We start from the raw sequence: 22,096 nt of genomic DNA, 5'->3' as shown, positions 1-22,096 counted from the left end.
TTTGGTTATTCGGCAGCCGGAGCTGTCTGTTCAACATTTTCTTCAACTTCTACAGCTTTGATATCCGTACCCAATCGTTGCAGATAAGCAATCAGAGCAACAATATCCTTTTTCGCCAGATCATCAATTTTCTCCTGAGTCGGATTCTTTGACATATTGTTAACGATATCCGCTGCGATTTCCTGTGCCTGTACTTTCAGGTCGGCAACTGCCTGTTTCTCATATCCCTCCGGATAAGGAACGCCCAATTGACGCATCACTGTTATTTTTCTTTCTGTCAATGAAATATCCAGATCGTCTTCCGCCATCCATGCATATGCCGGCATAATCGAGTTTGCAGAAACTTCTTTCGGCATAATCATGTGACTGTAATGCCACTGATTGGAACGAAGTCCTCCTTCTCTTGCCAAATCAGGACCGGTACGTTTTGATCCCCACAGGAATGGGTGATCGTATACAAACTCACCTGCTTTTGAGTATTCTCCGTAGCGGTCGGTTTCGAAACGAAGGGGACGTATCATCTGTGAGTGACAGTTATTACATCCTTCCCGTATATAGATATCTCTACCTTCCAATTCAAGCGGAGTATAAGGTTTTACAGTTGAAATTGTCGGCACATTGGTTTTGACAATAATGGTCGGTATAATCTCGATGATTCCTCCCACGGCCACCACGATCAAACTGATCACCAACATACGAATTGGTTTACGTTCGATAGACTTGTGCCAGTATTCTCCTTTTTTACGTCCTCCTGAAGATTTTGCCAAAGCCGGAGCTTCTGCCTCTTCGTTTCTCAGGAATGACCCTGAACGAGCGGTCTTGATAAGGTTGTATGCCATCAGAACTACTCCTGAGATGTACAACAATCCTCCTAATGAACGTAAGATGTAGTACGGTTTCAACTCAGTAACGGTCTCCAAAAAGTCTTTGTACATCAATGTACCATCAGCTGCAAATTGTCTCCACATCAAACCTTGCATAAAACCTGCCACATACATCGGTATTGCATACAGGATAATTCCCAGGGTAGCAATCCAGAAGTGCGTGTTTGCCAACGATTTTGAATACAATTTTGTTTGCCATAATTTAGGATACAACCAGTACAACATACCGAACGTCAACATTCCGTTCCATCCCAGTCCACCAACGTGTACGTGTGCAATAATCCAATCAGTATAGTGACCGATCATATTTACGTTCTTCAGGGAAAGCAGTGGTCCTTCAAAAGTTGCCATACCATAAGCGGTAAGAGCCACCACCATGAATTTCAATGTAACATCATCACGCACTCTGTCCCAGGCTCCGCGAAGTGTCAACAGTCCGTTCAGCATTCCTCCCCAAGACGGAGCGATCAACATTACAGAGAAAACAACGCCCAGTGACTGTGCCCAATCAGGAAGTGCTGTGTACAAAAGATGGTGAGGTCCTGCCCAGATATAGATAAAGATCAAAGCCCAGAAGTGAATAATTGAAAGACGGTATGAATAGACCGGACGGTTTGCTGCTTTCGGAACGAAGTAATACATCAACCCCAGGAATGGTGTTGTCAGGAAGAATGCCACAGCATTATGTCCATACCACCACTGTACCAATGCATCCTGTACTCCGGCATACCACGAGTAACTTTTCATAAATGAAACCGGAATTTCAAATGAATTAAATATGTGCAGCATTGCTACTGTTACGAACGTTGCGATATAGAACCAGATGGCTACATACAAGTGCTTTACACGACGCTTAATAATTGTCATGAACATGTTGAGACCGAATACAACCCACATTAATGTGATCAGGATGTCGATCCACCATTCCAGTTCCGCGTACTCTTTTGAGGTTGTGTATCCCAAAGGAAGTGTAATAGCAGCACAGACAATAATAAACTGCCACCCCCAGAAGTTAATATTGGAAAGCGCACCACTCCACATCCGGGCCTTCAACAAACGTTGAAGTGAATAATAAACCCCCGTGAAAATTGCGTTTCCTACGAAAGCGAAAATCACAGCATTCGTATGCAAGGGACGAATACGACCAAAGGAAATATATTTAACCGAAAGGTGGTCGTTAAAAAACTGTGGAAAAGCGAGCTGAAGAGCTGCTATAAGCCCGACAGTCATTCCTACGATTCCCCAAATAATAGTCGCATAAGCGAACTTCTTTACGATCACATTGTCGTAACTAAACTTCTGGATTTCCATCTATTTGTTTTTTGTCTTTTTCCTGTTTTGTTTCTTCGTCGAAAAGTATGCGAACAGCCGGAGCGTAGTCGTCGTCAAATTGTCCGTCCTTTGTCGCCCATATAAAGGACACAAGGAAGACTATTGCAAGGAGTAAACTAACCGCTATCATCATGTATATTATTCCCATATCTATCGGCAAAGTAAGTTCTTTCAACGAGCAAAGTAAGTGACAAGCATCAGGTAGTAAAATGACTTTTGTCATGATTTTGTCATGACGAAATATACGAAAATATAACTAACTCAAAAATTGGAAGTTAATTTATTTCCGGTTTCATTTCCTATCTGGTTTTTAATCAAAAAAATAAGCCTTCCGAGCAGATTACTCAGAAGGCTTTGTCACGATTATTTTCAGATTGTCGGCTTAGTGTTGCACGACTAATTTAAATGTCTCCGATACCGTTTCTGATGTGATCTGTATATAATACACCCCATTAGATAACCCGGAAACAGCAATATTTGCTCCTTTATTCTGTGATTCGCTTTTGTGTACAAGGTTTCCTCCCGCATCATACAACGCAACATTAAAGTCAGCCTGTGTTGAAATGGTTACCGTCTCATTAGCCGGATTAGGAGCAACCGTATATGTAGGATTTTCAAAATCAGATAGGGATAGCCCCATTACCGTGTACACCGCAGAAGTTCCTTCACATCCATTACTTCCGGTTACTACAACGGTATAATCTCCGTTTTCTGTAGGTGTCCAGATCTGCTGATCCGAATCGGGAAGCGCACTTCCTTCAAAATACCATTCATACCCAGTAAACACCTCTGTTGTAAGTGCGTCATCCGAACTGGTGATTGTTGGAACAGGAGCCGGCAATTCTTCAATATCCAATGCCGCTGTTGTTCCTGAACAGGATTCAGCTGTGTTGGTAAAAGAAACCGAATAGGCTCCCGGTGTATCAGCCTCCAGAGAGCTTTCTGTTGCTCCGGATATTTCCGAATGATCAAGATTCCACTGGTAATCCAAAGTAGAAGAAGATGTCGCGACGATTTCAGTAGAAAATCCTTCACAATACTCGTCCGTTCCGTCTGTAGTAGCAATTGTCAACCCTGACAACTCCTGACAAGTCTCTACCTGGAAGATGGTTAATGAACTGGAAACCTCGTTGGAAAGAATCAAAAGTGCCTTGCCATTCGGGGATGCATCTGCTTCGATATAAAGCAAACCTTCTGCTCCTTTATCCGGTCCGTTGGTAACAACATCCCGGTTGTTGTAATAACCTAAGTATTGAGGAGCTGTCGGGTCACTGATAGTAAACAACATTACTCCACCTATTCTTTCCAACGAAACAAAGGCAAAAGGCACTCCATTAATGTATGCTGTTTCGATTCCCTCCGGTTCAGGACCTTTATCATCTGAGCGGTTCTTTGTACTCATTCCCGTATTACTTGCATTAAACATTTCTGCAAAGACAGGATCTGCTGCAATAATTTGTTCAAACCAGTCACCGCTGTCAAAAACAAGGTTTCCGTCCGCATCCCAAATACTAAATGAACGGGTTCCGTAGGTGTAAATTTCTTCGTGTTGGTTGTTATTATCCGCATCGCCATTTGCCAGTGTCGTGTTTAATCTTCCCAAAACTTCATCTCTTTGTAAGAACGTTGCATCCAGGAAAACAGTCGGATCAAGCACAAGGTTTTTAATTCGCGCTTCTTCACTATATCCGCCATAATCACGCGAGTCTCCTTCGTTGGCTGTAAAGATATAAGACGACCCGTCAATTGTAATAGATGAGATGGCATCCGGCTGGAACATTCCCTTTACCGGGAAATTAGCAATGTTAATACCTTCTGTCACATTACTTACATCCATACCAAAACCAAAAAGGCTGTGGTCTATAGTACCCAATGGCAGAATATCCTCTACCGTAATGTTTACCAAATCAAGTACTGCCAGTGCATTATTTTCCTGCAGGGAAACATAAGCAACCTCATCGTTTTCCAAAACGGTAATGTATTCCGGTTCAAAATCCTGAGAAGCGGATGCTCCCGGTCCGAAAATACGAATGCCCTGATTTCTAAGGGTTGCTTCCTGACCATTATACGCTGTGAAAGTTATCATCGTAACATCTGATTGTGTAAGAGCAGCCGCTCCCGCTGAATAATCTACAATACTGATACTTCCTTCCGGGTCTGTCGTGTAATCATCATTTGGTTCTCCCTCGTTTGCCACCAGGATTTTATCTTTCGCATGGTTGAAAGTCACCATGTCCGGCATTGCTCCTACTTCGATACGATTTAACCAGTTACCGTCTGCATCCAGAAAAAGTAAATACCCGTTTTGTTGCGGATCAAGATTCTCTAAAGCAACCACTACTACTCCATTGTAGGCAGTGATACTATTTACAGCACCAATTGAGTCTACATTGAATGAAAAATCAAGAACCGGATTTGACGGATCCTGAAAATCTACAAAATCAATGTTGTTTGCCACGCTGTTCGCAATAAACAGTTGAGAAGATCCTTCATCGTATGCTGTAATCTCTGCCGAAGAAAGGTCTTCTGCTCCATTCGAAAAGCTAGTCAGCAACTGAAGTTTTACTTCGTTTGTTGCAGCCGGTAGTATTCTGTCGTTATCGGTTATGTATAGGGTAATCGAAGGGTTTCCGCTAACCTGTACATTGTTTTCATTTACTATCGTTAGTGTAATGTACTCTGACTGTTCTTCCAGAAGATCTTCCAGAATTTCTACGGACACCGTGATCGGAGTGGTTACCCCGGGTTGAATAGTATACGACATTTGCGCAATTGAAAAATCCGACTGATCTGTTGCTGTAGAAAAACCAACGATCTCCAAATCAAATTGTGCCAGGTTTGATGAAGCATTAAGCGGAGTCATTGTAAACGAAATAGTTCCGGCATCCTCGTTTACGGTTCTGTTGTTTTCATCAAAACCAATCTGTACGGGAGCAGCATTCCCAAAAAGTATTTCGGAAGTTTCAGTAGCAGTTCCTGAAGAGAATGTTCGTGGAATGACAAACGTATTTGTTGTTAAGTCAAACATTCCCGAAGCCACAGTTAAATCGGCATCTACAACATACGCGCTGGAAGCTGTGAGTTTTCCGCCGCTATACAGGTCATTCACCGGAAGCTCGTATCCGTCTGCTCCGCCATTTACTTCAGCAGCACCAATTCCTGTACCAAAAAAAACAGCGTCTGTTGGGACAGTAGAAGATGTAATCGACGAAACAGGAACATTAAACACACCTATTCCATCTGCATTGGCACCTCCGTTTCCAATTACCCCACTGGATGTAGCGTTACCTACTCCTCCGTCTCCTCCATCAACACCCGTGTCGATCATCCGCAACTTTGTTCCTACAGGAGCCATTAATGTCCCTCCCACATAAACTACATCTCCGACACTAACCGTACCTGTAGAAATTTCAAATGCATACGTATAGGTTCCACCTGTCACCCAACCTTCGGCCTGAGCAGTTCCATTGTTTGTAACGATAATTGTATAAGGTGTCACCGAAAAATCAATATCATCTGTCGCAAGTAGCTCAACATATTCATAGGGTGAATCAGTCCCCGAAGGGTTTTGCAAAAACTCGGAAATCAACAATCCGGGATTTTGTCCCAAAGCCCCTGTCGATTGTAAAAATGTGATTAAACCAATGGCAATCACCAGGTAACCTTTTTTCATCTTTATTGTGTTTTAATTATTTCACTTCAAAGATGAAATATGCATACCAACCGTTCATTAACGAATGGTTACGCTTGTTTGAATATGTATTAAGCCTTGTTAAAGCACTATTACCTGAATTTTATGTTCCGTTTCTGCACGTGCTTCTGCGCTTTTCTTTATGAAAATTAGTACTTTTCCAGAATGCAAAAGCTTCTTTTTCTTTTTGTCGTGTTTCTGTTACCCGGGGTGTATACACTTCGTTCCCAAACTATCCGGATGGGGCTTCAATGTCAGGTAGAGCACGAATCCTTTTCGAAAAAAGAAGCGGTAGGATTAATTGCTTTTGACATAATGGCCCGCATGGGAAATAAACGTGTTTTCGGCGAACTTACACTGGGACCTCAAAATAGTATTTACAAACTCGAAGAACAGAGCGGAGATGCCCGTTTTTATGGAAGTCTTAATCGACTTCGGCTGGGAATCGGTGGTGGTATTTACATGATAAACAAAGAGGAGTTCAAATGGTCCGTTTATACCACCCTTTTACAGGGTGTTGCTTTTCAGAAACGAAATCTCTATTCCACGCTGGATATGACTAGCTTGTACCGATTACAAATACAACCGGGAATGAAATTCAGAATCGGCCAGTTCTTTTTTGGTTTTCACTGTGGTTTTACTCTTGTTAATGAATTTAGTAAACAGCAGGAGTATGTCGTTGGGGGCTCTCTCGGACTTGTTTTTTGAAAAAGTATATTTGTTTTGATCTGCTAACGGATTCTGGTATTGTTCGTTTTCTTACCCTCTGTTTTTACCTCTACAAAAACAGGCTTAGTCATTCCCTGCCATTTCATCCCAAAATCACGTCATTCCACACCATAGTAAGGTTTTCAGCAAAAAAACCATCGGACACCTCTCTACTTTTGCCCCAGATTTAATTTCAAAAAAAGAATATGAAAACTGGTGGAAAATTGTATCGCTCGTTTCTAGTGTTCGCTTTAGGTATGGCGACATTAAGTTCGTGCAAAAAAGAAAAACTATCGGAACTTGGAGAAATCCATGCTTTTGATCTGTACTCCCAACAAACGCAAACAACGTATTCAATCAGGGCTGTTATCCCCAACACCTACAATCCGGCAACTCCGGCAAAAATGATCTATCTTCTGGATGGTGACGACTATCTGCGGGAAGCTGCCGAAGTCATTCATAAAACGGGAAAGACCGATCACATTGTTGTTGGAATCGGCTATAAGGGTAAAAACCTGAGAGGACGGGACTTCTCCTATCCGGCTGATCCGGACTTCCCGGGAGAATCCGGAGGGGGAAAGAACTTTTTGATCTGCCTGACAGAAGAACTTATTCCCAACGTTGAAACGGAATTGGGTATTCCCGTTAAAAGCCGAACCTTGTACGGACATTCTCTGGGGGGATTTTTCAGTACGTATGTGTTCCTTCAGCAGGATATTGAACATCCTTTTACAACCATTATCGCTGCGAGTCCGAATCTGATGTGGTATAATGCTTATTTGTTTCAGTCGGAAGAAGCCTATTCGAAACAATCCGGGGCTTTACCCGGGAATTTGTATATGACCATGGGGGATCTGGAAGGGGCGTCAATGAATCTTGCTTTTGGTGCATTTACTGAACAGCTTTTTCTCCGGGATTATGACAGTTTACATTTTCAGTACGAAAAACTGGAAAACACTTCTCACCGGAACAGTCCGATTGTCAGCTTCGAAAATGGTTTATCGCTCATCCCTTAATCACACAAACATGAAAAAATTCATTGTAATTGCACTTACTTCCTTATTCTCTTACGGAGTATCTGCACAAACCGACAGTACACGAAAGTCACATCCTTTCAAACTTGATTTTTTACTCTCCTCTGACTTTATCAATACCAGTTACGGATCACATTTCGGGAGTATCGTAAAAGCCAAATGGGCGATTCATTCGGGACAACATCTCGAATGGTTCATGGGTATTGCGTCACGTCACAGCTACTTGCAGGAAAGCTCCAACCGGTTTACCGAATATGTAGATGGTTTTACACTGGATGGGGGCGCCTACTTTGTCAGTGAACTACTCCTGTACCCGTTTCGGAAAAAACACTTTTTTATTGGTGTTGAACCGTATGCCGGTGTAACGCACACCTTTTCAAAGGGTACCTGGAAAACCGACTTTGATAATCACGAGAGGACATTTAAACATCATTACACGTATTTTGATTACGGAATCTCTCAATCTATTGGGGTACGTATCCGGCAATTCAGTATCAAGTGTGAAGCCTGGCTGTCGCTGAAAGGGGTTTTGGACGGCGGAAGATCCCGACTCGCCGATTTTGACTCCAGATTCCTTCCTTCAATTGGTTTTGGTTATTATTTCAACTAGCCCGGTAAAAGGCGCTTTCTTCTCCTGAGGAAGGCGCTTTTTAGTTTTCAAAAGCTGTATTAAAGGCTTCAAATTTTGTACGTGAAACCGGAATTTCTACATCAACGTTTTTCAACTGTACCCGATAATTTCGCGCATTCCCCGAAGTAGATACGATGTGTCGCATATTGATCAAAAAAGAACGATGCGGAGAAAATAGAAACGTGTATTCTTCCAAATCCGTTGCCAACTGCTGTAAAGAAAGACGACAAACGATTCTCTTGACTTCTTCGGGCATAAGCATGTATACCTCCAGGTAATTGCCTTCCGAACGGGCGTACAAAAATTGATACACATCGAATTCCAGTATCTCATTTTTGTTTTGTGTGGGAATTCTAACCAATTGTTCTGACAGGGTGTTTACCGGTTTGCTCAGTCGATCCTGTAGTTGTAGATTGTAGGAGTTAACCGCTGCAAGATTTCTGCGAAGGATAATTGTATAGTTGAGCCAGATAATCAGAGCTGTCGGAACACTCCCGATAAGAACAGCAAAATAAATGGAATTCAACAAATGATCCGAATAGTCTACCAAACTAGTATTTCGTGTAATTGAGAAAAAAACAAGGTTGTTCAAAAAGGCGATTACTATCAAAAGGAATACAACCAGCAGAAATTCCTTTCCTGTCGTCCAGTTTTCTTTAACACGTTGGGAGAAAACCAACCGGGGTAATCCTTCTATAACGAGCAGAATTCCAACACAGGTTGTCACTCCTGCAAGCGCAATAACCGTTAATTTGCCAAATCGGTATACATCCAGTGTACTTTGCTGAATTCCCGCAAAATTAATTCCCGCTACAAGCAGTCCGACAGCCAATGCTATCATTATGTTTCTACGGGTGGAAAATAAATAGGGGTAGGGTCTTGTCAGTATCTCTGTAATCTTCCGCATCTGATTTTTATCTCAACTTACTCGTGCGCGGCAAATTTACCATCTTTCAGCGGAGTATCGTAGTTTGTTTTGCAGACTTTGGGGATTCCTGACCGGAATCATGTTAATTTTATCTATAATCTGATCTTTCTCTCTTAAACCGTTCTCAGGATTTTTTCCATTTTTTTACCCTTTGCTAATTCATCCACCAATTTGTCCAGATAACGAACCTGTTTCGTGAGTGGGTTTTCAATTTCTTCTATCCGATAGCCGCAGATAATTCCTGTTATCCGGTTAGCATTCGGATTCAATGTTGCCATTTCGAAAAAGGTTTCAAAGGTTACTTTCCGGTCGATGAGTTCTTCCAGCTTCATCGTATCAAACCCCGTCAGCCACTCTATTACCTGATGTAGCTCTTCTTGTGTCCTTCCTTTTTTCTCAACTTTTGTAACATAATGTGGATACACCGACGCAAATGTCAGCTTCGCTATTCGTTCATTGTGTTCAGGGGTTGTTTTCATGTTGTTTTTGGTGTAATAATCCCGTTAAAAACAGTACTAATTGATTCTTATTTCAAATTAATAGTAATCGGCCATTTGAATCTACAACAAACCTTTCTATTTCCTTGTTTTGCAGAAGTCCAACCCTTCATTTTTAGAATTTTTTCCTTTAAAAACTCTCTACATTCTTCTGTTGCATGAAGTTTTTTAAACTCTACATCTATAACATTTCCTTCACGAGAGATTGTGAGTATAGCATATATTCTTGAAATAAGAATAGCTTCCCTTTCATAGCAATCAGAAAGAACTGTTACCACGTTTTTGTTAAAATATTCCATCAACTCTGAGTCTTCTTGTCCATATTTTGGCATAGTCTCTGCAAACTCATATATAGTATCACATTCGTTCGTTTCTGTTTGTCCGTATGCAGCCAAACCCGTCATAAGCACAATCATTTTTAATATAACTATTTGTCGTCTCAAGCTCATGTCCTTATGTAAAAAACAAAACATTAAAATCAACTGCAATTTTTTCTTTTTCGGGATTAAACAGCAACACTGTAAGCAAGATACAAAAAAACAAAAGCTTTGATTACCGAAGTGTGAATTCAATCTCCGCAATTATTAAGTCGTAATACCTATCAGCTTGTTCTTTCGACCATTTATTTAGTGTGTAAGCCCAGATTTTCCTCAAGTCATTTCACCTCTTGACTTATTCGGTAATTGTTTTACTCATAAATACTGGCGATGCAATTCTTCCAGGTTTTGTTTTGGATCAAAATTTTCAACAAATCCGCTTTGTTCTCCAATTTCGAGAGCTTTAATTAATTCTCTTCCTAAAACTCTTAAAGCAGAACGAATAACTTCGCTTCCAGAACCGTACCTTCCAGATTTCACTTCTTCTTTAATGATTTCCGAGTGATATTGATGTGTTTTTCCCCTTTCGGGGTTTATTTTAATCATATATACCAAATCTTGGTAACGTAAGCAAGTTGCATGCAACGGTTTGTGTATGGTGCGTATCCCGTAGGGGTATGCACTATACATTTTGTTGTGTTGTCGTGCTTTATTTTTTTAGTGTTTGTAGACATACTCTTTGACAAGTTTTGGTTCGTGTGGTTGGCTTTGAGCGACTTGACAATAGGTATGACTTTAGCTAAATAATTTTCCTTATTTCATTTTGAAAATTTTCTACTTCATCTTTGTTATCTTTTTTCCAACGGTTAAACAATTTAGCATATCCAGTTCCAAAATAAGGTTTCCATCTTATGTCTTCAAGCCATCTTTTAACGACACCTTTGTCTTTACCATTTCTATAATCAGCAAAGCAAACTTGTTTGGTGAAATTATTTAGATCATCCCAAAAAGCATCTGTGTCGGGTAGGCTGTAGATAAAATTGTACATAATTGTTTCTGGTCGGCAATTATCAGGAAGAAATACTGTTTTGGGAGGTGTTTTTTTACCCTTCAAATTATTTTTTACATCACCATCTAATACAAACCTTACATTTTTGAAAATATTGTGATTTGATTCTGCCATATTAATCATACTTCCAAATGGAAAAGGTCCTTTTTCTACAGAAATTAAGTTTTTCAAATCAGACCCATTTAACAAGTTTTTAATCCAATATTCAGCTACTTTGTCCTCACAGATGAAAGGTGTTTTACTAACTTTTTCCTTTTCTCCAATCTGTACTTTAATCTTGTTAGATATATATTCAAATGTTGGATTTATTACATTATTAACTTTACCATCATCTATTTTTAAATAGTTCACGATCGTGTCTTGACCTAATTTATCTTTAAGATGCTCTAAAATTTCTAGGGAATGAGTCGTGAAAATTATTTGTAAGTCTAAATTGTTGGTCGCTTTAAACAAATTATCAATCAGTTTAGTTTGCGAGCCAGCATATAGAGTAGCGTCAATTTCGTCTATCAATAGAATACCACCTTTATAATCTTTTCCTTGATGTTCTTTAAGTGTTTCATATGACATTAAAGCAGATAGTATTTGCCCAATATTATCCTGACCTGCAGAATTGCCAAGATGACCATAGTTACCCGTTTTCATTGCCAACACTTTTTTATTTAGCGATTTAACAGATTCTGCTTTTATTTTATCGTCATTAAGTATTAGAATTTCTTTGGATAGTGCTGAATAATAATTCGCATTTTTACTTGATAAATTATGTGTTTCAAGTTTAATATTTCCTTCTGTTGCTAAAGGAATAAGCCTTCTCAATCCTAAATATATAACCGGGAAATCAATTGCATTTCCTCTGCCATCAAAATCAGTACGGTATCTTGATTTTGCTGTTTTACTTGCCTCTAAAAACCTTGTCTTTATTATCTTTTCATTTAGGACAAGACCACCATCATCATATTCAAATTTTACTTTGTAGTTGTATGGATAATCTTTTTCAGGGCAAAAACGGAAAACTTTACTAAAGTCTTCTTTAAAGTATTCTCCATTCAGTCTCTTGAATTTTTCTTTAAAATCACAAAGTTGTGCAATCCATCCTAGAATGGATGATTTTCCTGTTCCATTTTGACCAGATATTACAGTAATTTTGTTACCAAATTCAATGACAGTATTTTCACAATGTCTAAAATTTTCTAGATGGAGGTTTTTTAGTTTCACACCAAAAGTTTTATAAGTTTACAGTCCATTAATTTAGCAGGATTATTCGGGTCTTTTATTTGTTTGTTTTCAATGCTAAATCCATTTTCTTTTAGTTCTTCAAGTTTTGTTCTACTGTCTTTCGGGAAATTATTATATTTTTCAGTTGGAATTATGCAAACCAATTCAAAATCTTTCTCGGTTGGTTCATGTAAATAATTAAATACTTTCCTTGGATTTTCGATTTGCCACATTCCTCTAATTCTCAAATTTGTAATCCCCAATGGGTCAACTTGATTTACTCGTCCTAATTCTTTAGTGTCTGCAAAAACAACATCTGGAATTGTTTTAATTCCGCTTGAAATTGTCGTTTTAATTCTTTGGTAGGTTTCGTGTTTGGCTGCATAAGAATTACCATAAACCATCCACAAAGATTTTAAACTTGTATCAGTTGTATGCCCAACACAATAAATCAAATCTTTAACGATCCAATCTTCACACTCTTTGCATTCTTTTGTAATCATTGGACTTGTGTGTCTTAAATCCGTTTTTGGATAACTACTGTTTAATGCCAAACTTGAACTTGAACTTTGTGTTTTCTTAACCTCAATTGCATCTCCACCCTTTATCATTATATCTGGCGGATTGTTTTGTGAGCCTAACCAAGAGAATTTTTGATTATAGGTTTGCATTTTATGCAATTCGTCAGAAACTCCAAAAGTTCCTGCAAAGGCATCTTTGATGTAGTTTTCAAGAGCGTCTCCCATTCCGTTTGCTCGATTTCTACCTGAATACATTGCACGTATTTCAAAATTCTTTTGATTTACGATATTGTAGATTGCTTCTAAAATATTTGTCATACTATCAATGCTTCTTTTACTTTTTTGATTGATTTTTGTTTTTCAACTTTATTTTCGTTTGTTTTTAGTTGTTCTTTTATACTATTGGCTAAAAACTTTGCAAGATTTACTGGAACAGCATTTCCAATCATTTTATAGCCTGCCGCAACTTTTTTGTAATGAAAAATGAATTCGTCAGGAAAAGTTTGAATTCTTGCACATTCTCTTATGCTTAACCTTCTGTATAAATGTTCTTTCCCTGGCACAAAAACTCGAACATTTTGCTCAATAAATTTCATTTTTGGTGCTTGTGGATGAATTGGTGCGTGACGACCACCTGCTTGAATTGTAAATGATTGTTCATCCCAACTTCTAACACGATTTCTTGACATAAATATTGTAGAAAAACTACCAATCATATATTCGTGATTCGGCACAACACATTTATCTCCATTTGTATTATTATATTCTAAAGCTGGTAAAACGCTTTCTTTTAAGTCAGAAATTGCTGTTTCTAATGTGATTTTTGGGAATGTCTCTGTTGGAAATTGATATTTGAAATTTAAGTCTTTTCTAATCCCAATAAAAAATACTCTTTTTCGGTCTTGGGGAACATTATAATCTGAAGCGTTTAGCATTTGAAAAGAAAGTTCATAGCCAATTCCTGCATTTCTGAAAAGTTCTTTAATTCCTTCCAATGCTTCTGAATGCTTGGAAATTAACATTCCGCTTACATTCTCGGCTAAAAAGAATTTAGGTTGTTTCGCTTCTAATATTCTAATGAAATCGTAAAATAATTGACCTCTTTTATCTTTAATTCCTCTTGCGGCTCCAGCTTCACTCCAACTTTGGCAAGGTGGACCACCAATAATTCCGTCACATTCTGGAACTTCGTCTGCTGGAATATTCACGATACTTCTTTTGTCAAGCACTGTATCTGGGTGATTTTTTTCGTAGGTTTCCCAAATTTCTTTGTCGTATTCATTTGCCCATATAACGTCAAAACCTGCTTTTTGAAATCCTAAATCAAGTCCACCTGCACCCGCAAAAAATGATACTATTTTCATATTACTTTTTCTTTTAACGTTCTTCTGTATTCTGCTTTTTCTTCAGCAACTTGTAAAAGTTGTTTGGTGCAATTTGTTTCGTAAATCTGTTTCCCGATTTGGTCGGTGATATATTCATTTCTTAATTCTTTGAGGTTGATTTTGAATATTTCAGCAAGTTTTGGCAATCTCTTTTCATCAAAATCACGTTTCCCGTTCTCAATTTTGCTCAAGTTTGCAGAGTCCAAGTTCAATTTGGCAGCAAGTTGAGTTAAGGTCAACTCGTTTTCGTTTCGTAAAAGCCGGATATACTCTCCAAACGTGATCCTTATAAGACTTGTCATTTTTTGACAAAAATATATATTTTACTAGTAATATTTACTTCGTGCGTTGGAAAAACTTCAGCTCTTTTGGTTTTTTAGCATTGGATTTGTGGGTTGGCAAAAGCCGAAAATGCTAAAATGTGCTTCTGGCGTATTCCAATGGCATACAACGTGTTTGGCTATACGCAATGCCCTTCGGGACACTGCGTATAGGTGTTGTTGTGCTTTCGTTTATTCTTTTTCAAGTTCAATCACGAGTATTGTTTGTAATCAATTTCTTCGAATAGAACCCGTTTCTCTTCGTCACTTATAATTGCACTCAATTCATTCTTTGCCTTTTCACCTTCTTCGATAATCATCCGCCATTTCTTGTCAGTTAATATGGCTTCAACATCATAATCATCTTTGTTTGGCGAGTCATATTTGTCGAGTAGTTGATGCCATGCCAAAATCGAGTCAAATTCCGTTTTTGTAATCCAACCTTGCTTCAATTGATATTCGTAGTTATTATCGATACCTAAGTCGTCAAAATAGCTACACATAAATTCCACGAATGACCAATGTGGATTTGAGTTCCTTTTATCAGTCCATGACTGTCTTTGAAGTTCTAATGATGTCAATTCATTAATACAACTTAACCATCTATTTCTCCAAAGCACTTTTCGCATTTCGTTCTTATAATGAAGCACAGCTTAATTATAACCCCACCATCAGACTACAAACCGAACAACCATTTGTTGGCTTTGTACACCTTTTGGTGTAGTTATTTGTAGCAAAATAAATTAAAGCCTAGAGATTTGCAAATAATTTCACAAATCATCAAACGGACCTCGAATATTTTGAATGCTTGAAAATGTCATCGTTATCTATTTCTATTGTTTTACTACTGCTATGTCCTAAAAAGGTTTGAATATAATGCAATTGGGTTACCAGGTTAAATCGCTAATGTTAGTTAATCCCTTATATGGTTGGTGATTTTACCATTAAACGTCACATCAGTTATGGTTTCGTCTATTGCATCTGTTTAGAAACGTTTAAGGCTGGGCTATACGCATAAAAAAAAGCCCAACCTTTCGATTGAGCTTCTTTCTGTGGTCCCACCTGGGCTCGAACCAGGGACCCCTTGATTATGAGTCAAGTGCTCTAACCGGCTGAGCTATAGGACCTGTATCCAAAACGGACTTTTTTGGAGTGTGCAAATGTAAGCGATGAAAAGAATATTTCCAAATATCTGCATAAGAACTGTAAAAAAAGGCATTCTGACAGATCGATCGTATATAGGCTTCAAGGTAATTTCTTGTTATATTAGCACATTCAAATTGTTGGTTCCGGCATGAAATTTATCCACGCAGCTGATCTCCATATCGAAAGTCCGTATAAGGGTATCCATTCTGAAAACAGGGAATTGGGACAAGCTCTGGTGCGGTGTGGAATTCATGCGTATGAAAAGTTGATTCAAACCTGTATTGACGAGCAGGTTGATTTCCTTCTGATTGCCGGAGATAGTTTTGACAGTGATTCAGGGAGTTTGAGCGCTCAGTATCGTTTTTTCAGAGGACTTGAGCAGCTAAAATCCAACGACATACAGGTCTATGTGGTTTGTGGAAATCACGACCCACTTAACCAGTGGGCAAAAAACTTTACGCTTCCTGACAATGTTCACCGCTTTGGTCCAGATACAGTCGAAAAGAAAGAGTTCACCAATAAAAAGGGGGAAACTGCCGCTATTTATGGTGTAAGTTTCGGACAAAAGGTCGAAGACAGGCGACTGGTTCAGCAGTTTCAACGCACTGACTCCGCTCAATTTGCCATTGGACTGTTACATGGTACGCTGGCAGGAAGAGAACATAAGAATCCCTATTGCCCCTTTACAATGGACGAGCTACGGGCATCAAAAATGGAGTATTGGGCGTTGGGGCATATCCATAAACGGGAAGTTGTGAACGAATCTGCTCCGGTTGTCATCTACCCCGGAAACCTTCAGGGACGTCACTTTAACGAAACCGGAGATAAAGGGTGTTACCTCATCGCAGTAGACAACGGAAGGGTTTCAAGCAAACAGTTTGTCCCGTTGAGTGCGGTTGTTTTCACTTATCTCTCTCAGGATATTCAAGGGGTTAATGATACTTCCGGTTTGTTCAATCTTCTGGAAAAGATACGTATGGAACAACTGTCGTCTGGGTCATCCTGTTTACTTCGACTGGAATTAACAGGAATGTCTGAACTGCATGAACTCCTGTCGCAGCAGGACGAACTGGATGAATTGATTCGCGCCTTTAACGAAGAAAATTCTTACAGCGGAACTTTTGTACATCTGGATCGGATCATCAATCGCACACTTCCTGTCATCGATCTGGAAGAACGTAAACTGGCTTCCGATTTTATCGGCGATCTGATCCGACAGTTTGAACTGTATGAAAATGATCCGGAGAAAAGAGACCGGATGGTTGAAGAAATCATGGAAGAGTTGAAAACAGCAAAAGTAGGTCGATATGTTCCTGAAATCAGCAATTCCGAAGAAATCCTTGAACTCCTGAACCGGGCAAAATGGAAATGTATTTCCGGTCTGCTCACCAATCCGGATGAACAATGAAAATAGACCATTTACATATTGATGGATTCGGAACCTTCCATGATAAAAAAATCAGTGGTTTTTCGGAAGGTGTTACGGTACTGTACGGAGAAAATGAAGCCGGAAAATCTACCCTTCTCGATTTTATCCGTTTTACTTTATTTGGTTACCCCCGGCTTAAGGATGAAAGGCGGTCTCCTGTTTACGGAGGGAAACACGGAGGAAGTATTTCACTGATTAATTCCGCTAATGAAGCAGTCACAGTTTACCGTGAGGGGAAAAACCATCAGTTTCATTTTGTCTACAAAGGCAAAACAACCAGTAAAGAGCACGAGTACCAGCAACTAATGGGAAATGCGTCTTCTGATTTATATCAGAATGTCTATGCAATAACTCTGGATGAGCTAATTTCCATAGGAAAGCTGAGTGACAGCGGAATGGAAGATCGTATTTTTTCTCTGGGAATGGGTTTGTCCGGTGTCGATTTCGGAGGATTTGAAAAAGATCTGGTTACACACAGCAAAGAGTATTACCTGTCCGGAGGGAAAAAACAGATTCTACTCGAACTGACCAATCAAATTGAGGAAAGAGAAGGAAAAATCGCTGATTTACGGCGAAAAATGGATGATTACAACCGGCTTACAGAGTTACTCAAACAACTGGAATCCGAATGTGCCGAACTTGCCAAACAGCGCAAAACAACTATTCTAAACGCAAATCGTCTTACAGCACTTGAGCGTGCATACCCTCATTTTGTTGAATACGTTTCAGCAAAAAAGATAATTTCCGGGCGTGATTCCTTCACCCTGCATCCGCAACAAATCCGGGAAGATTATCTCGCATATAAGGCAGAATTCAATGCTGCACAGAAGTTAATTACACAATTTACCGCAGAAGCCGAAGACCTGAAACGCGAACTGGCTACGCTAAAAACAAATAAGAATCTCGATAAGAACGCTCATGTACTTGATTATTTTAAATCAACCCTAGAACTCTACAGACAAGCAGCTATCGAAATTGAGCAGGAAAAAGCGAAGATTGTCGCAACAAAGCGGCAAATTGATTCTGTTTTGTCACAACTGGGAGAATCTGTACAACCTGATATACTTATCGGAATACAGGGAACGCTTGAGTTACGCAATACCTCAGTCGAAATATACGACCAACAGCATACACTCGTACAAAAACTGGACCGAACTGAGGAACAGCTTCTTCAGTACCAGTCAACTCATGCAGACTTAACACGTCAGCTGGAAGAGGTAGATACAGAAATCCGGCAAACAGGTATCAACAGTACTGCTAAAGCAGAAGAAGTAGAACGCGAACGTATAGAAACAGACACGCTCTTTCAAAAAGCACTCTCCGGTTCCACCGCACCTACATCCGGAAAAGAGAGTTTTTTACCCGGAATCATTGCTGCAGGATGTGCCCTCATTGCTGCAGGATTCCTGTTGCTGTACAACACCCTTTTAGGAGGAACACTGTTGTTAATTGCCGGTTTACTTCTCTTTTTCATTTTCCGCAACACAGCTAAAAGCAAAACTGTAGCACCTGTTCAGGACGGAAATCAGATGAACCGTCGATTAAAAGAGCTGGAAAACAAATTGCAGAATTACCGGACACTTTCTGCGAAAAGAAAAGAATTGCAGCGCCAAATCGAAGAACTTTCCCGTCAACAAAAAAGTGAAGAGAATAAGAAAGAAAGTATCCTTTCCGAAAGTGAGAATCTGCAAAAGGAGTGGGAGCAATTACTGCGTGAAAAACAGCTGCCTTTAACACTAACTCCCCGTTCCATGGAGAGTTTCCTTAGTGGAGTAGATGAATTAAAAAAACAGTACCAACGGATAAAAGAAGCTGAAGACACCCTACTCCACCTCACAAAAACAAAAGAGGATTTTGAAGAGAAGCTCCGTATCGTTTTGCCGAAAAATGAGCTTCCAAATTATAACACAGCACTTATTCTGATTCAACAACTTGAGGAGAATGCCTCTATCCGGTTACGCCATGATCAATTACAGGAAAATCTGCAAAAGATAGAAAAAAGCATACACCAAAAACAGGAAGAAACACTTCAGCTACAAGAAAAAATAGATCAACTGTTTCAGTTGACAGGAGTTTCTTCGGAACAAGAATTTTATGCCCGCTTTGAAAAACAGGAAGTCTATCAAAAAGCAGAAGAGCAACTACAGACAACCAGCAAAGCGATTCAATCCATTTGCGGACAGGATAATTTCGAACAAACCCTAGAAGCATTAACCCAAACCAACCCTTCTGATTTACAAATTGCAACCATAGAGGCAAAAGAGCTGGCTGAAACCACTGAAAAGACTTACGAAGAAAAGAATCGGGAACTAGCCGAATGTAAAACAGAAATTCGTCACATTCTTGAACCGGACGAAATGTATGCCCTGCTCAACGAGCGTGAAGCACTGCAAACACGTTTGGATGATGCTGCAAAAGAATGGCTGACAACCAAAATAGCATTACGTGTACTTTCTGATAGTAAACAGAAGTATGAAACTGAAAAACAACCGGAAGTAATTACCTATACGCGGGACTATTTTCGGGAAATAACCGCTAATACCTACGAAGATCTCCGTATTTCCCTGAGTGAAAAACACGTGAGTCTAATCGATACTTCGGGAAAAACCAAAACAGTAGAGCAACTAAGCCGTGGTACCCGGGAACAGTTGCTTCTTGCCCTTCGGATGGGACTTATCGAAGAGTATGAAAAAAGCTCCGAACCTCTTCCTGTTGTTCTGGATGATGTCATGGTCAATTTTGATGTGCACCGTTCTGCCAACCTTGCCAAAGCATTGAACCGATTCGGTATCGGGAGACAGGTAATTCTGTTTACCTGCCACGAACATACCCGGGATCTTTTTGCTGAAAACGACGCAACTATTATTACCTGGTAATAGAAAAAAGCTTTCTCTGATACCGCTTTTTCATGCTTATTTTCTTCTTAGTTTTCCTCCCATAATTCCAATTTGCACGCCATAGTAATTTTTATAACCATTGAATACTGCTACTGGTGTTATAGCAATTCCCAAATAAGGAAGAAATGCTATTTCAATTCTGGGGGCGACCACAAAACAAGCTTTCCAAAAATTGTCTTGGTTATAAGAGTAATTATTGTTAAATACCTTCCCAAATGCAGACGAACTCTCTATTTTCTTCCAGTCCTTGTATTTTCTGAAACTTAATGCACCTCCACCAATCTGAAAGTTTATACGAAACTTTCCATTTCCAGTCAAATCTAAAATAACCCCTCCCATGCCTACAAAAGAGAGTAAGAGTTCCTGAGGATCTCCTTTTCCTAAACCGCCCACATAATCTTCCGGTAAGTTTTCTGCCTTTCTCATGCATATACCAGATTCGAATCTGAACGAAAAAAGTTCTTTATACAAGTAATTATAGCCTGCATATAATCCGTTAATAGAAGACACTCTGTAGTCTAATCCTCCATAGTTACAATGTCTGGTTTTAATCTTTTCTACTACAGTATCATTTTGAGAAAAGCTCAAAAACGGAATAATAAATAATAATGCTAATAAAAAACGATGCATACTGATTTTGTTGTAGAGTTCAATATGCTAATCTAAGAAAATCAAAAATTAGTCATGCAAAATCAGGTGGCCCTGTCGTAACGTTTCCTCTCCGAGGTAGTTTTCATAATACACAATATAGTTATAACTCCCCGCTGCATAATCCAACCGGATTTTCCAGTAATCGTTAAACTCATTGGATTCAGAATAGATTAACTGCCCCAAATTGTTGTACAGATAAAATTTTATTTTGCTGATATTATCTTCATAAAACCGGAAAATTACTTCTGAACCGGATGCTGCCGGATTGGGGAAAACACTGAATGGTACAGAAGACGGTGGAACTTCAAATACTTCCTGTTCAAACCGGAACAAAAACAACCCGTTTTTCATGTCTGAAACCAGAATTCTTTTGCTGGGTAGCAAAGAGTATACACCCCATGCTCCTGTCATAGCCAATCCTTCATCACTGGGATACGTATCGTAATACGCTACTTCCTTGGGTGGTTTAAATCGGGTATCATATACCCTGAACCCCTCATTGTAATACGAAACGAAAATCAGTTTATCCGTTGCCATTACATTGTGTGGAATAGAACCCTGCGTAAAATTCGAACCAAAGATTCCGACAATTGTCGGGTTGGCGATATCCTCAACGTTTACCTTTTTTATCCGCTTTCCTTCGGTTTCGTCAACAAAGTAATAATATTTTCTATCCGGGGAAAGCCATCCTGAGTGGTTATACCCCTGATCCTGATAAATGGTCATGGAACCCAAAAGAACCGGTGTGGAAGGATGCGAAAAATCATAAATATGCAGACCATCATAGCCACAATTCAAATAGGCGGTATCATTTATAACATAAGCATCGTGTACTTCCCCAATGTGTTCAAATCCCCCGAATACTTCTACCGGATTTAGCGGATCTGCCAGAGAAAATACTTTCATTGATGTAAAAGAAAATGTAGGATTCGAAATTAAAGGAGTCAGCTTGCAAACATAAAGTAATGCGGAAGAACTGTCAATGAAAATATTGTGTATTCGTCCGAACTGAATACTGTCTTCAGCTGCTACATGAACCGAATCAGGAAGATATTGCAGGTCAATGATCTGAAGTGAACTGGAACCTTCATCGCACACAGCATATAGATAACCTCCATAGTCGTGAAAGTCCCGGTGGACAACTTGCGGAGAAGAAAACTTACCCCGAACAAAATCAACCGGCTCTAACTTGTCGTCCTCCGTAATGTGAAAAAAGTGGGTGCCTTCTGTCGAACCAATAACCGCGTACTCTTCTCCATCTTTTACAAATCCCCAGGTTTCGTTGAATGATATTTCATCAAAACCATGTGTCATCAGGGTATCTGTCGTCCAGTTGTCCAATAAAAACACGTTTTTATGTTGCTGTGCAACAAGTGTGCTGAACAAGAGCAAAAAAACAAGGAAAACAGGTACCTGACGCATTTGTTAAAAAAAGTTACTG

At 39.5% G+C, this 22,096-nt stretch carries 19 protein-coding genes and 1 tRNA gene; 5 read left to right on the top strand and 15 right to left on the bottom strand.

Annotated elements, in window-relative coordinates:
• Positions 1–5 precede the first annotated feature (5 nt).
• The 3 genes from ccoN to ABDZ97_RS01615 all read right to left on the bottom strand — a co-directional run bounded on the left by ccoN (position 6) and on the right by ABDZ97_RS01615 (position 5,889).
• The gene (gene ccoN / locus ABDZ97_RS01625; protein WP_343784414.1) at positions 6–2,195 is read right to left on the bottom strand and encodes a cytochrome-c oxidase, cbb3-type subunit I; all 2,190 of its coding nucleotides are present in this window, start codon (positions 2,193–2,195) and stop codon (positions 6–8) included.
• Positions 2,176–2,439: a cbb3-type cytochrome oxidase assembly protein CcoS gene (gene ccoS, locus ABDZ97_RS01620; RefSeq protein WP_343784412.1), complete on the bottom strand. Its 264-nt coding sequence runs from the start codon at positions 2,437–2,439 to the stop codon at positions 2,176–2,178. Before ccoS ends, ccoN begins: the two co-directional genes overlap by 20 nt.
• Positions 2,440–2,598: 159 nt before the next feature.
• Positions 2,599–5,889, bottom strand: coding sequence for a choice-of-anchor I family protein (locus ABDZ97_RS01615; RefSeq protein ID WP_343784409.1), 3,291 nt, complete (start codon positions 5,887–5,889; stop codon positions 2,599–2,601).
• 183 nt (positions 5,890–6,072) lie between these two features.
• On the opposite strand from ABDZ97_RS01615, the gene ABDZ97_RS01610 reads away from it, so the two are divergent.
• The 3 genes from ABDZ97_RS01610 to ABDZ97_RS01600 all read left to right on the top strand — a co-directional run bounded on the left by ABDZ97_RS01610 (position 6,073) and on the right by ABDZ97_RS01600 (position 8,259).
• Complete coding sequence (locus tag ABDZ97_RS01610) at positions 6,073–6,615, top strand: hypothetical protein (RefSeq protein ID WP_343784407.1); 543 nt, start codon at positions 6,073–6,075, stop codon at positions 6,613–6,615.
• A gap of 206 nt (positions 6,616–6,821) precedes the next feature.
• Complete coding sequence (locus tag ABDZ97_RS01605) at positions 6,822–7,631, top strand: alpha/beta hydrolase (RefSeq protein ID WP_343784405.1); 810 nt, start codon at positions 6,822–6,824, stop codon at positions 7,629–7,631.
• 10 nt (positions 7,632–7,641) lie between these two features.
• A complete protein-coding gene (locus ABDZ97_RS01600) occupies positions 7,642–8,259 on the top strand; it encodes a hypothetical protein (protein WP_343784403.1) in 618 nt (205 codons plus the stop codon).
• A 40-nt stretch (positions 8,260–8,299) separates the two neighbouring features.
• Here the strand turns inward: ABDZ97_RS01600 and ABDZ97_RS01595 are convergent, their stop codons facing one another.
• The 10 genes from ABDZ97_RS01595 to ABDZ97_RS01550 all read right to left on the bottom strand — a co-directional run bounded on the left by ABDZ97_RS01595 (position 8,300) and on the right by ABDZ97_RS01550 (position 15,659).
• Positions 8,300–9,187, bottom strand: a complete 888-nt coding sequence (locus tag ABDZ97_RS01595) for a LytTR family transcriptional regulator DNA-binding domain-containing protein (protein WP_343784401.1) — start codon at positions 9,185–9,187, stop codon at positions 8,300–8,302.
• 134 nt (positions 9,188–9,321) lie between these two features.
• Positions 9,322–9,687: a DUF2200 domain-containing protein gene (locus tag ABDZ97_RS01590; RefSeq protein WP_343784399.1), complete on the bottom strand. Its 366-nt coding sequence runs from the start codon at positions 9,685–9,687 to the stop codon at positions 9,322–9,324.
• 47 nt (positions 9,688–9,734) lie between these two features.
• Complete coding sequence (locus ABDZ97_RS01585; RefSeq protein WP_343784397.1) at positions 9,735–10,109, bottom strand: hypothetical protein; 375 nt, start codon at positions 10,107–10,109, stop codon at positions 9,735–9,737.
• Between the two features lie 288 nt (positions 10,110–10,397).
• The gene (locus ABDZ97_RS01580; protein ID WP_425542640.1) at positions 10,398–10,628 is read right to left on the bottom strand and encodes a type II toxin-antitoxin system ParD family antitoxin; all 231 of its coding nucleotides are present in this window, start codon (positions 10,626–10,628) and stop codon (positions 10,398–10,400) included.
• Positions 10,629–10,821: 193 nt separating this feature from the next.
• A complete protein-coding gene (locus tag ABDZ97_RS01575; protein WP_343784395.1) occupies positions 10,822–12,306 on the bottom strand; it encodes an AAA family ATPase in 1,485 nt (494 codons plus the stop codon).
• A complete protein-coding gene (locus ABDZ97_RS01570; protein ID WP_343784392.1) occupies positions 12,303–13,145 on the bottom strand; it encodes an NgoPII family restriction endonuclease in 843 nt (280 codons plus the stop codon). The genes ABDZ97_RS01575 and ABDZ97_RS01570 overlap by 4 nt, the downstream gene beginning before the upstream one ends.
• Complete coding sequence (locus ABDZ97_RS01565; RefSeq protein WP_343784390.1) at positions 13,142–14,191, bottom strand: DNA cytosine methyltransferase; 1,050 nt, start codon at positions 14,189–14,191, stop codon at positions 13,142–13,144. Before ABDZ97_RS01565 ends, ABDZ97_RS01570 begins: the two co-directional genes overlap by 4 nt.
• Entirely contained in the window at positions 14,188–14,514 is a 327-nt protein-coding gene (locus ABDZ97_RS01560; RefSeq protein ID WP_343784388.1) for a helix-turn-helix domain-containing protein, read from the bottom strand. The genes ABDZ97_RS01565 and ABDZ97_RS01560 overlap by 4 nt, the downstream gene beginning before the upstream one ends.
• 230 nt (positions 14,515–14,744) lie before the next feature.
• Positions 14,745–15,161: a hypothetical protein gene (locus tag ABDZ97_RS01555; RefSeq protein WP_343784386.1), complete on the bottom strand. Its 417-nt coding sequence runs from the start codon at positions 15,159–15,161 to the stop codon at positions 14,745–14,747.
• Positions 15,162–15,585: 424 nt separating this feature from the next.
• Positions 15,586–15,659, bottom strand: a tRNA-Ile gene (locus tag ABDZ97_RS01550).
• A gap of 167 nt (positions 15,660–15,826) precedes the next feature.
• Between ABDZ97_RS01550 and ABDZ97_RS01545 the strand changes: the two genes are divergently transcribed.
• On the top strand, positions 15,827–17,086 hold the full coding sequence (locus ABDZ97_RS01545; RefSeq protein ID WP_343784384.1) for a metallophosphoesterase family protein: 1,260 nt from the start codon (positions 15,827–15,829) through the stop codon (positions 17,084–17,086).
• Positions 17,083–19,983, top strand: coding sequence for an ATP-binding protein (locus ABDZ97_RS01540; RefSeq protein WP_343784381.1), 2,901 nt, complete (start codon positions 17,083–17,085; stop codon positions 19,981–19,983). Before ABDZ97_RS01545 ends, ABDZ97_RS01540 begins: the two co-directional genes overlap by 4 nt.
• Before the next feature lie 36 nt (positions 19,984–20,019).
• On the opposite strand, the gene ABDZ97_RS01535 is transcribed toward ABDZ97_RS01540, so the two are convergent.
• Both ABDZ97_RS01535 and ABDZ97_RS01530 read right to left on the bottom strand, forming a co-directional pair.
• Entirely contained in the window at positions 20,020–20,634 is a 615-nt protein-coding gene (locus ABDZ97_RS01535; protein WP_343784379.1) for a hypothetical protein, read from the bottom strand.
• Between the two features lie 48 nt (positions 20,635–20,682).
• Positions 20,683–22,077: a choice-of-anchor B family protein gene (locus ABDZ97_RS01530; protein ID WP_343784377.1), complete on the bottom strand. Its 1,395-nt coding sequence runs from the start codon at positions 22,075–22,077 to the stop codon at positions 20,683–20,685.
• Between the last annotated feature and the right edge of the window lie 19 nt (positions 22,078–22,096).

The sequence above is a fragment of the Wandonia haliotis genome, from assembly GCF_039523435.1.
Lineage (GTDB): Bacteria > Bacteroidota > Bacteroidia > Flavobacteriales_D > Crocinitomicaceae > Wandonia > Wandonia haliotis.
The sequence above is the reverse complement of the archived record's forward strand: the minus strand, read 5'-3'. Positions and strand labels throughout refer to the sequence as shown.

Coding starts and splice junctions, on each gene's coding strand:
- ccoS (WP_343784412.1), bottom strand. CDS start 2,439: ATGACAAAAGTCATTTTACTACCTGATGCTTGTCACTTACTTTGCTCG.
- ABDZ97_RS01530 (WP_343784377.1), bottom strand. CDS start 22,077: ATGCGTCAGGTACCTGTTTTCCTTGTTTTTTTGCTCTTGTTCAGCACA.
- ABDZ97_RS01545 (WP_343784384.1), top strand. CDS start 15,827: ATGAAATTTATCCACGCAGCTGATCTCCATATCGAAAGTCCGTATAAG.
- ABDZ97_RS01560 (WP_343784388.1), bottom strand. CDS start 14,514: ATGACAAGTCTTATAAGGATCACGTTTGGAGAGTATATCCGGCTTTTA.
- ccoN (WP_343784414.1), bottom strand. CDS start 2,195: ATGGAAATCCAGAAGTTTAGTTACGACAATGTGATCGTAAAGAAGTTC.
- ABDZ97_RS01535 (WP_343784379.1), bottom strand. CDS start 20,634: ATGCATCGTTTTTTATTAGCATTATTATTTATTATTCCGTTTTTGAGC.
- ABDZ97_RS01555 (WP_343784386.1), bottom strand. CDS start 15,161: ATGCGAAAAGTGCTTTGGAGAAATAGATGGTTAAGTTGTATTAATGAA.
- ABDZ97_RS01570 (WP_343784392.1), bottom strand. CDS start 13,145: ATGACAAATATTTTAGAAGCAATCTACAATATCGTAAATCAAAAGAAT.
- ABDZ97_RS01565 (WP_343784390.1), bottom strand. CDS start 14,191: ATGAAAATAGTATCATTTTTTGCGGGTGCAGGTGGACTTGATTTAGGA.
- ABDZ97_RS01585 (WP_343784397.1), bottom strand. CDS start 10,109: ATGACGGGTTTGGCTGCATACGGACAAACAGAAACGAACGAATGTGAT.
- ABDZ97_RS01590 (WP_343784399.1), bottom strand. CDS start 9,687: ATGAAAACAACCCCTGAACACAATGAACGAATAGCGAAGCTGACATTT.
- ABDZ97_RS01610 (WP_343784407.1), top strand. CDS start 6,073: ATGCAAAAGCTTCTTTTTCTTTTTGTCGTGTTTCTGTTACCCGGGGTG.
- ABDZ97_RS01540 (WP_343784381.1), top strand. CDS start 17,083: ATGAAAATAGACCATTTACATATTGATGGATTCGGAACCTTCCATGAT.
- ABDZ97_RS01615 (WP_343784409.1), bottom strand. CDS start 5,889: ATGAAAAAAGGTTACCTGGTGATTGCCATTGGTTTAATCACATTTTTA.
- ABDZ97_RS01600 (WP_343784403.1), top strand. CDS start 7,642: ATGAAAAAATTCATTGTAATTGCACTTACTTCCTTATTCTCTTACGGA.
- ABDZ97_RS01595 (WP_343784401.1), bottom strand. CDS start 9,187: ATGCGGAAGATTACAGAGATACTGACAAGACCCTACCCCTATTTATTT.
- ABDZ97_RS01605 (WP_343784405.1), top strand. CDS start 6,822: ATGAAAACTGGTGGAAAATTGTATCGCTCGTTTCTAGTGTTCGCTTTA.
- ABDZ97_RS01580 (WP_425542640.1), bottom strand. CDS start 10,628: ATGATTAAAATAAACCCCGAAAGGGGAAAAACACATCAATATCACTCG.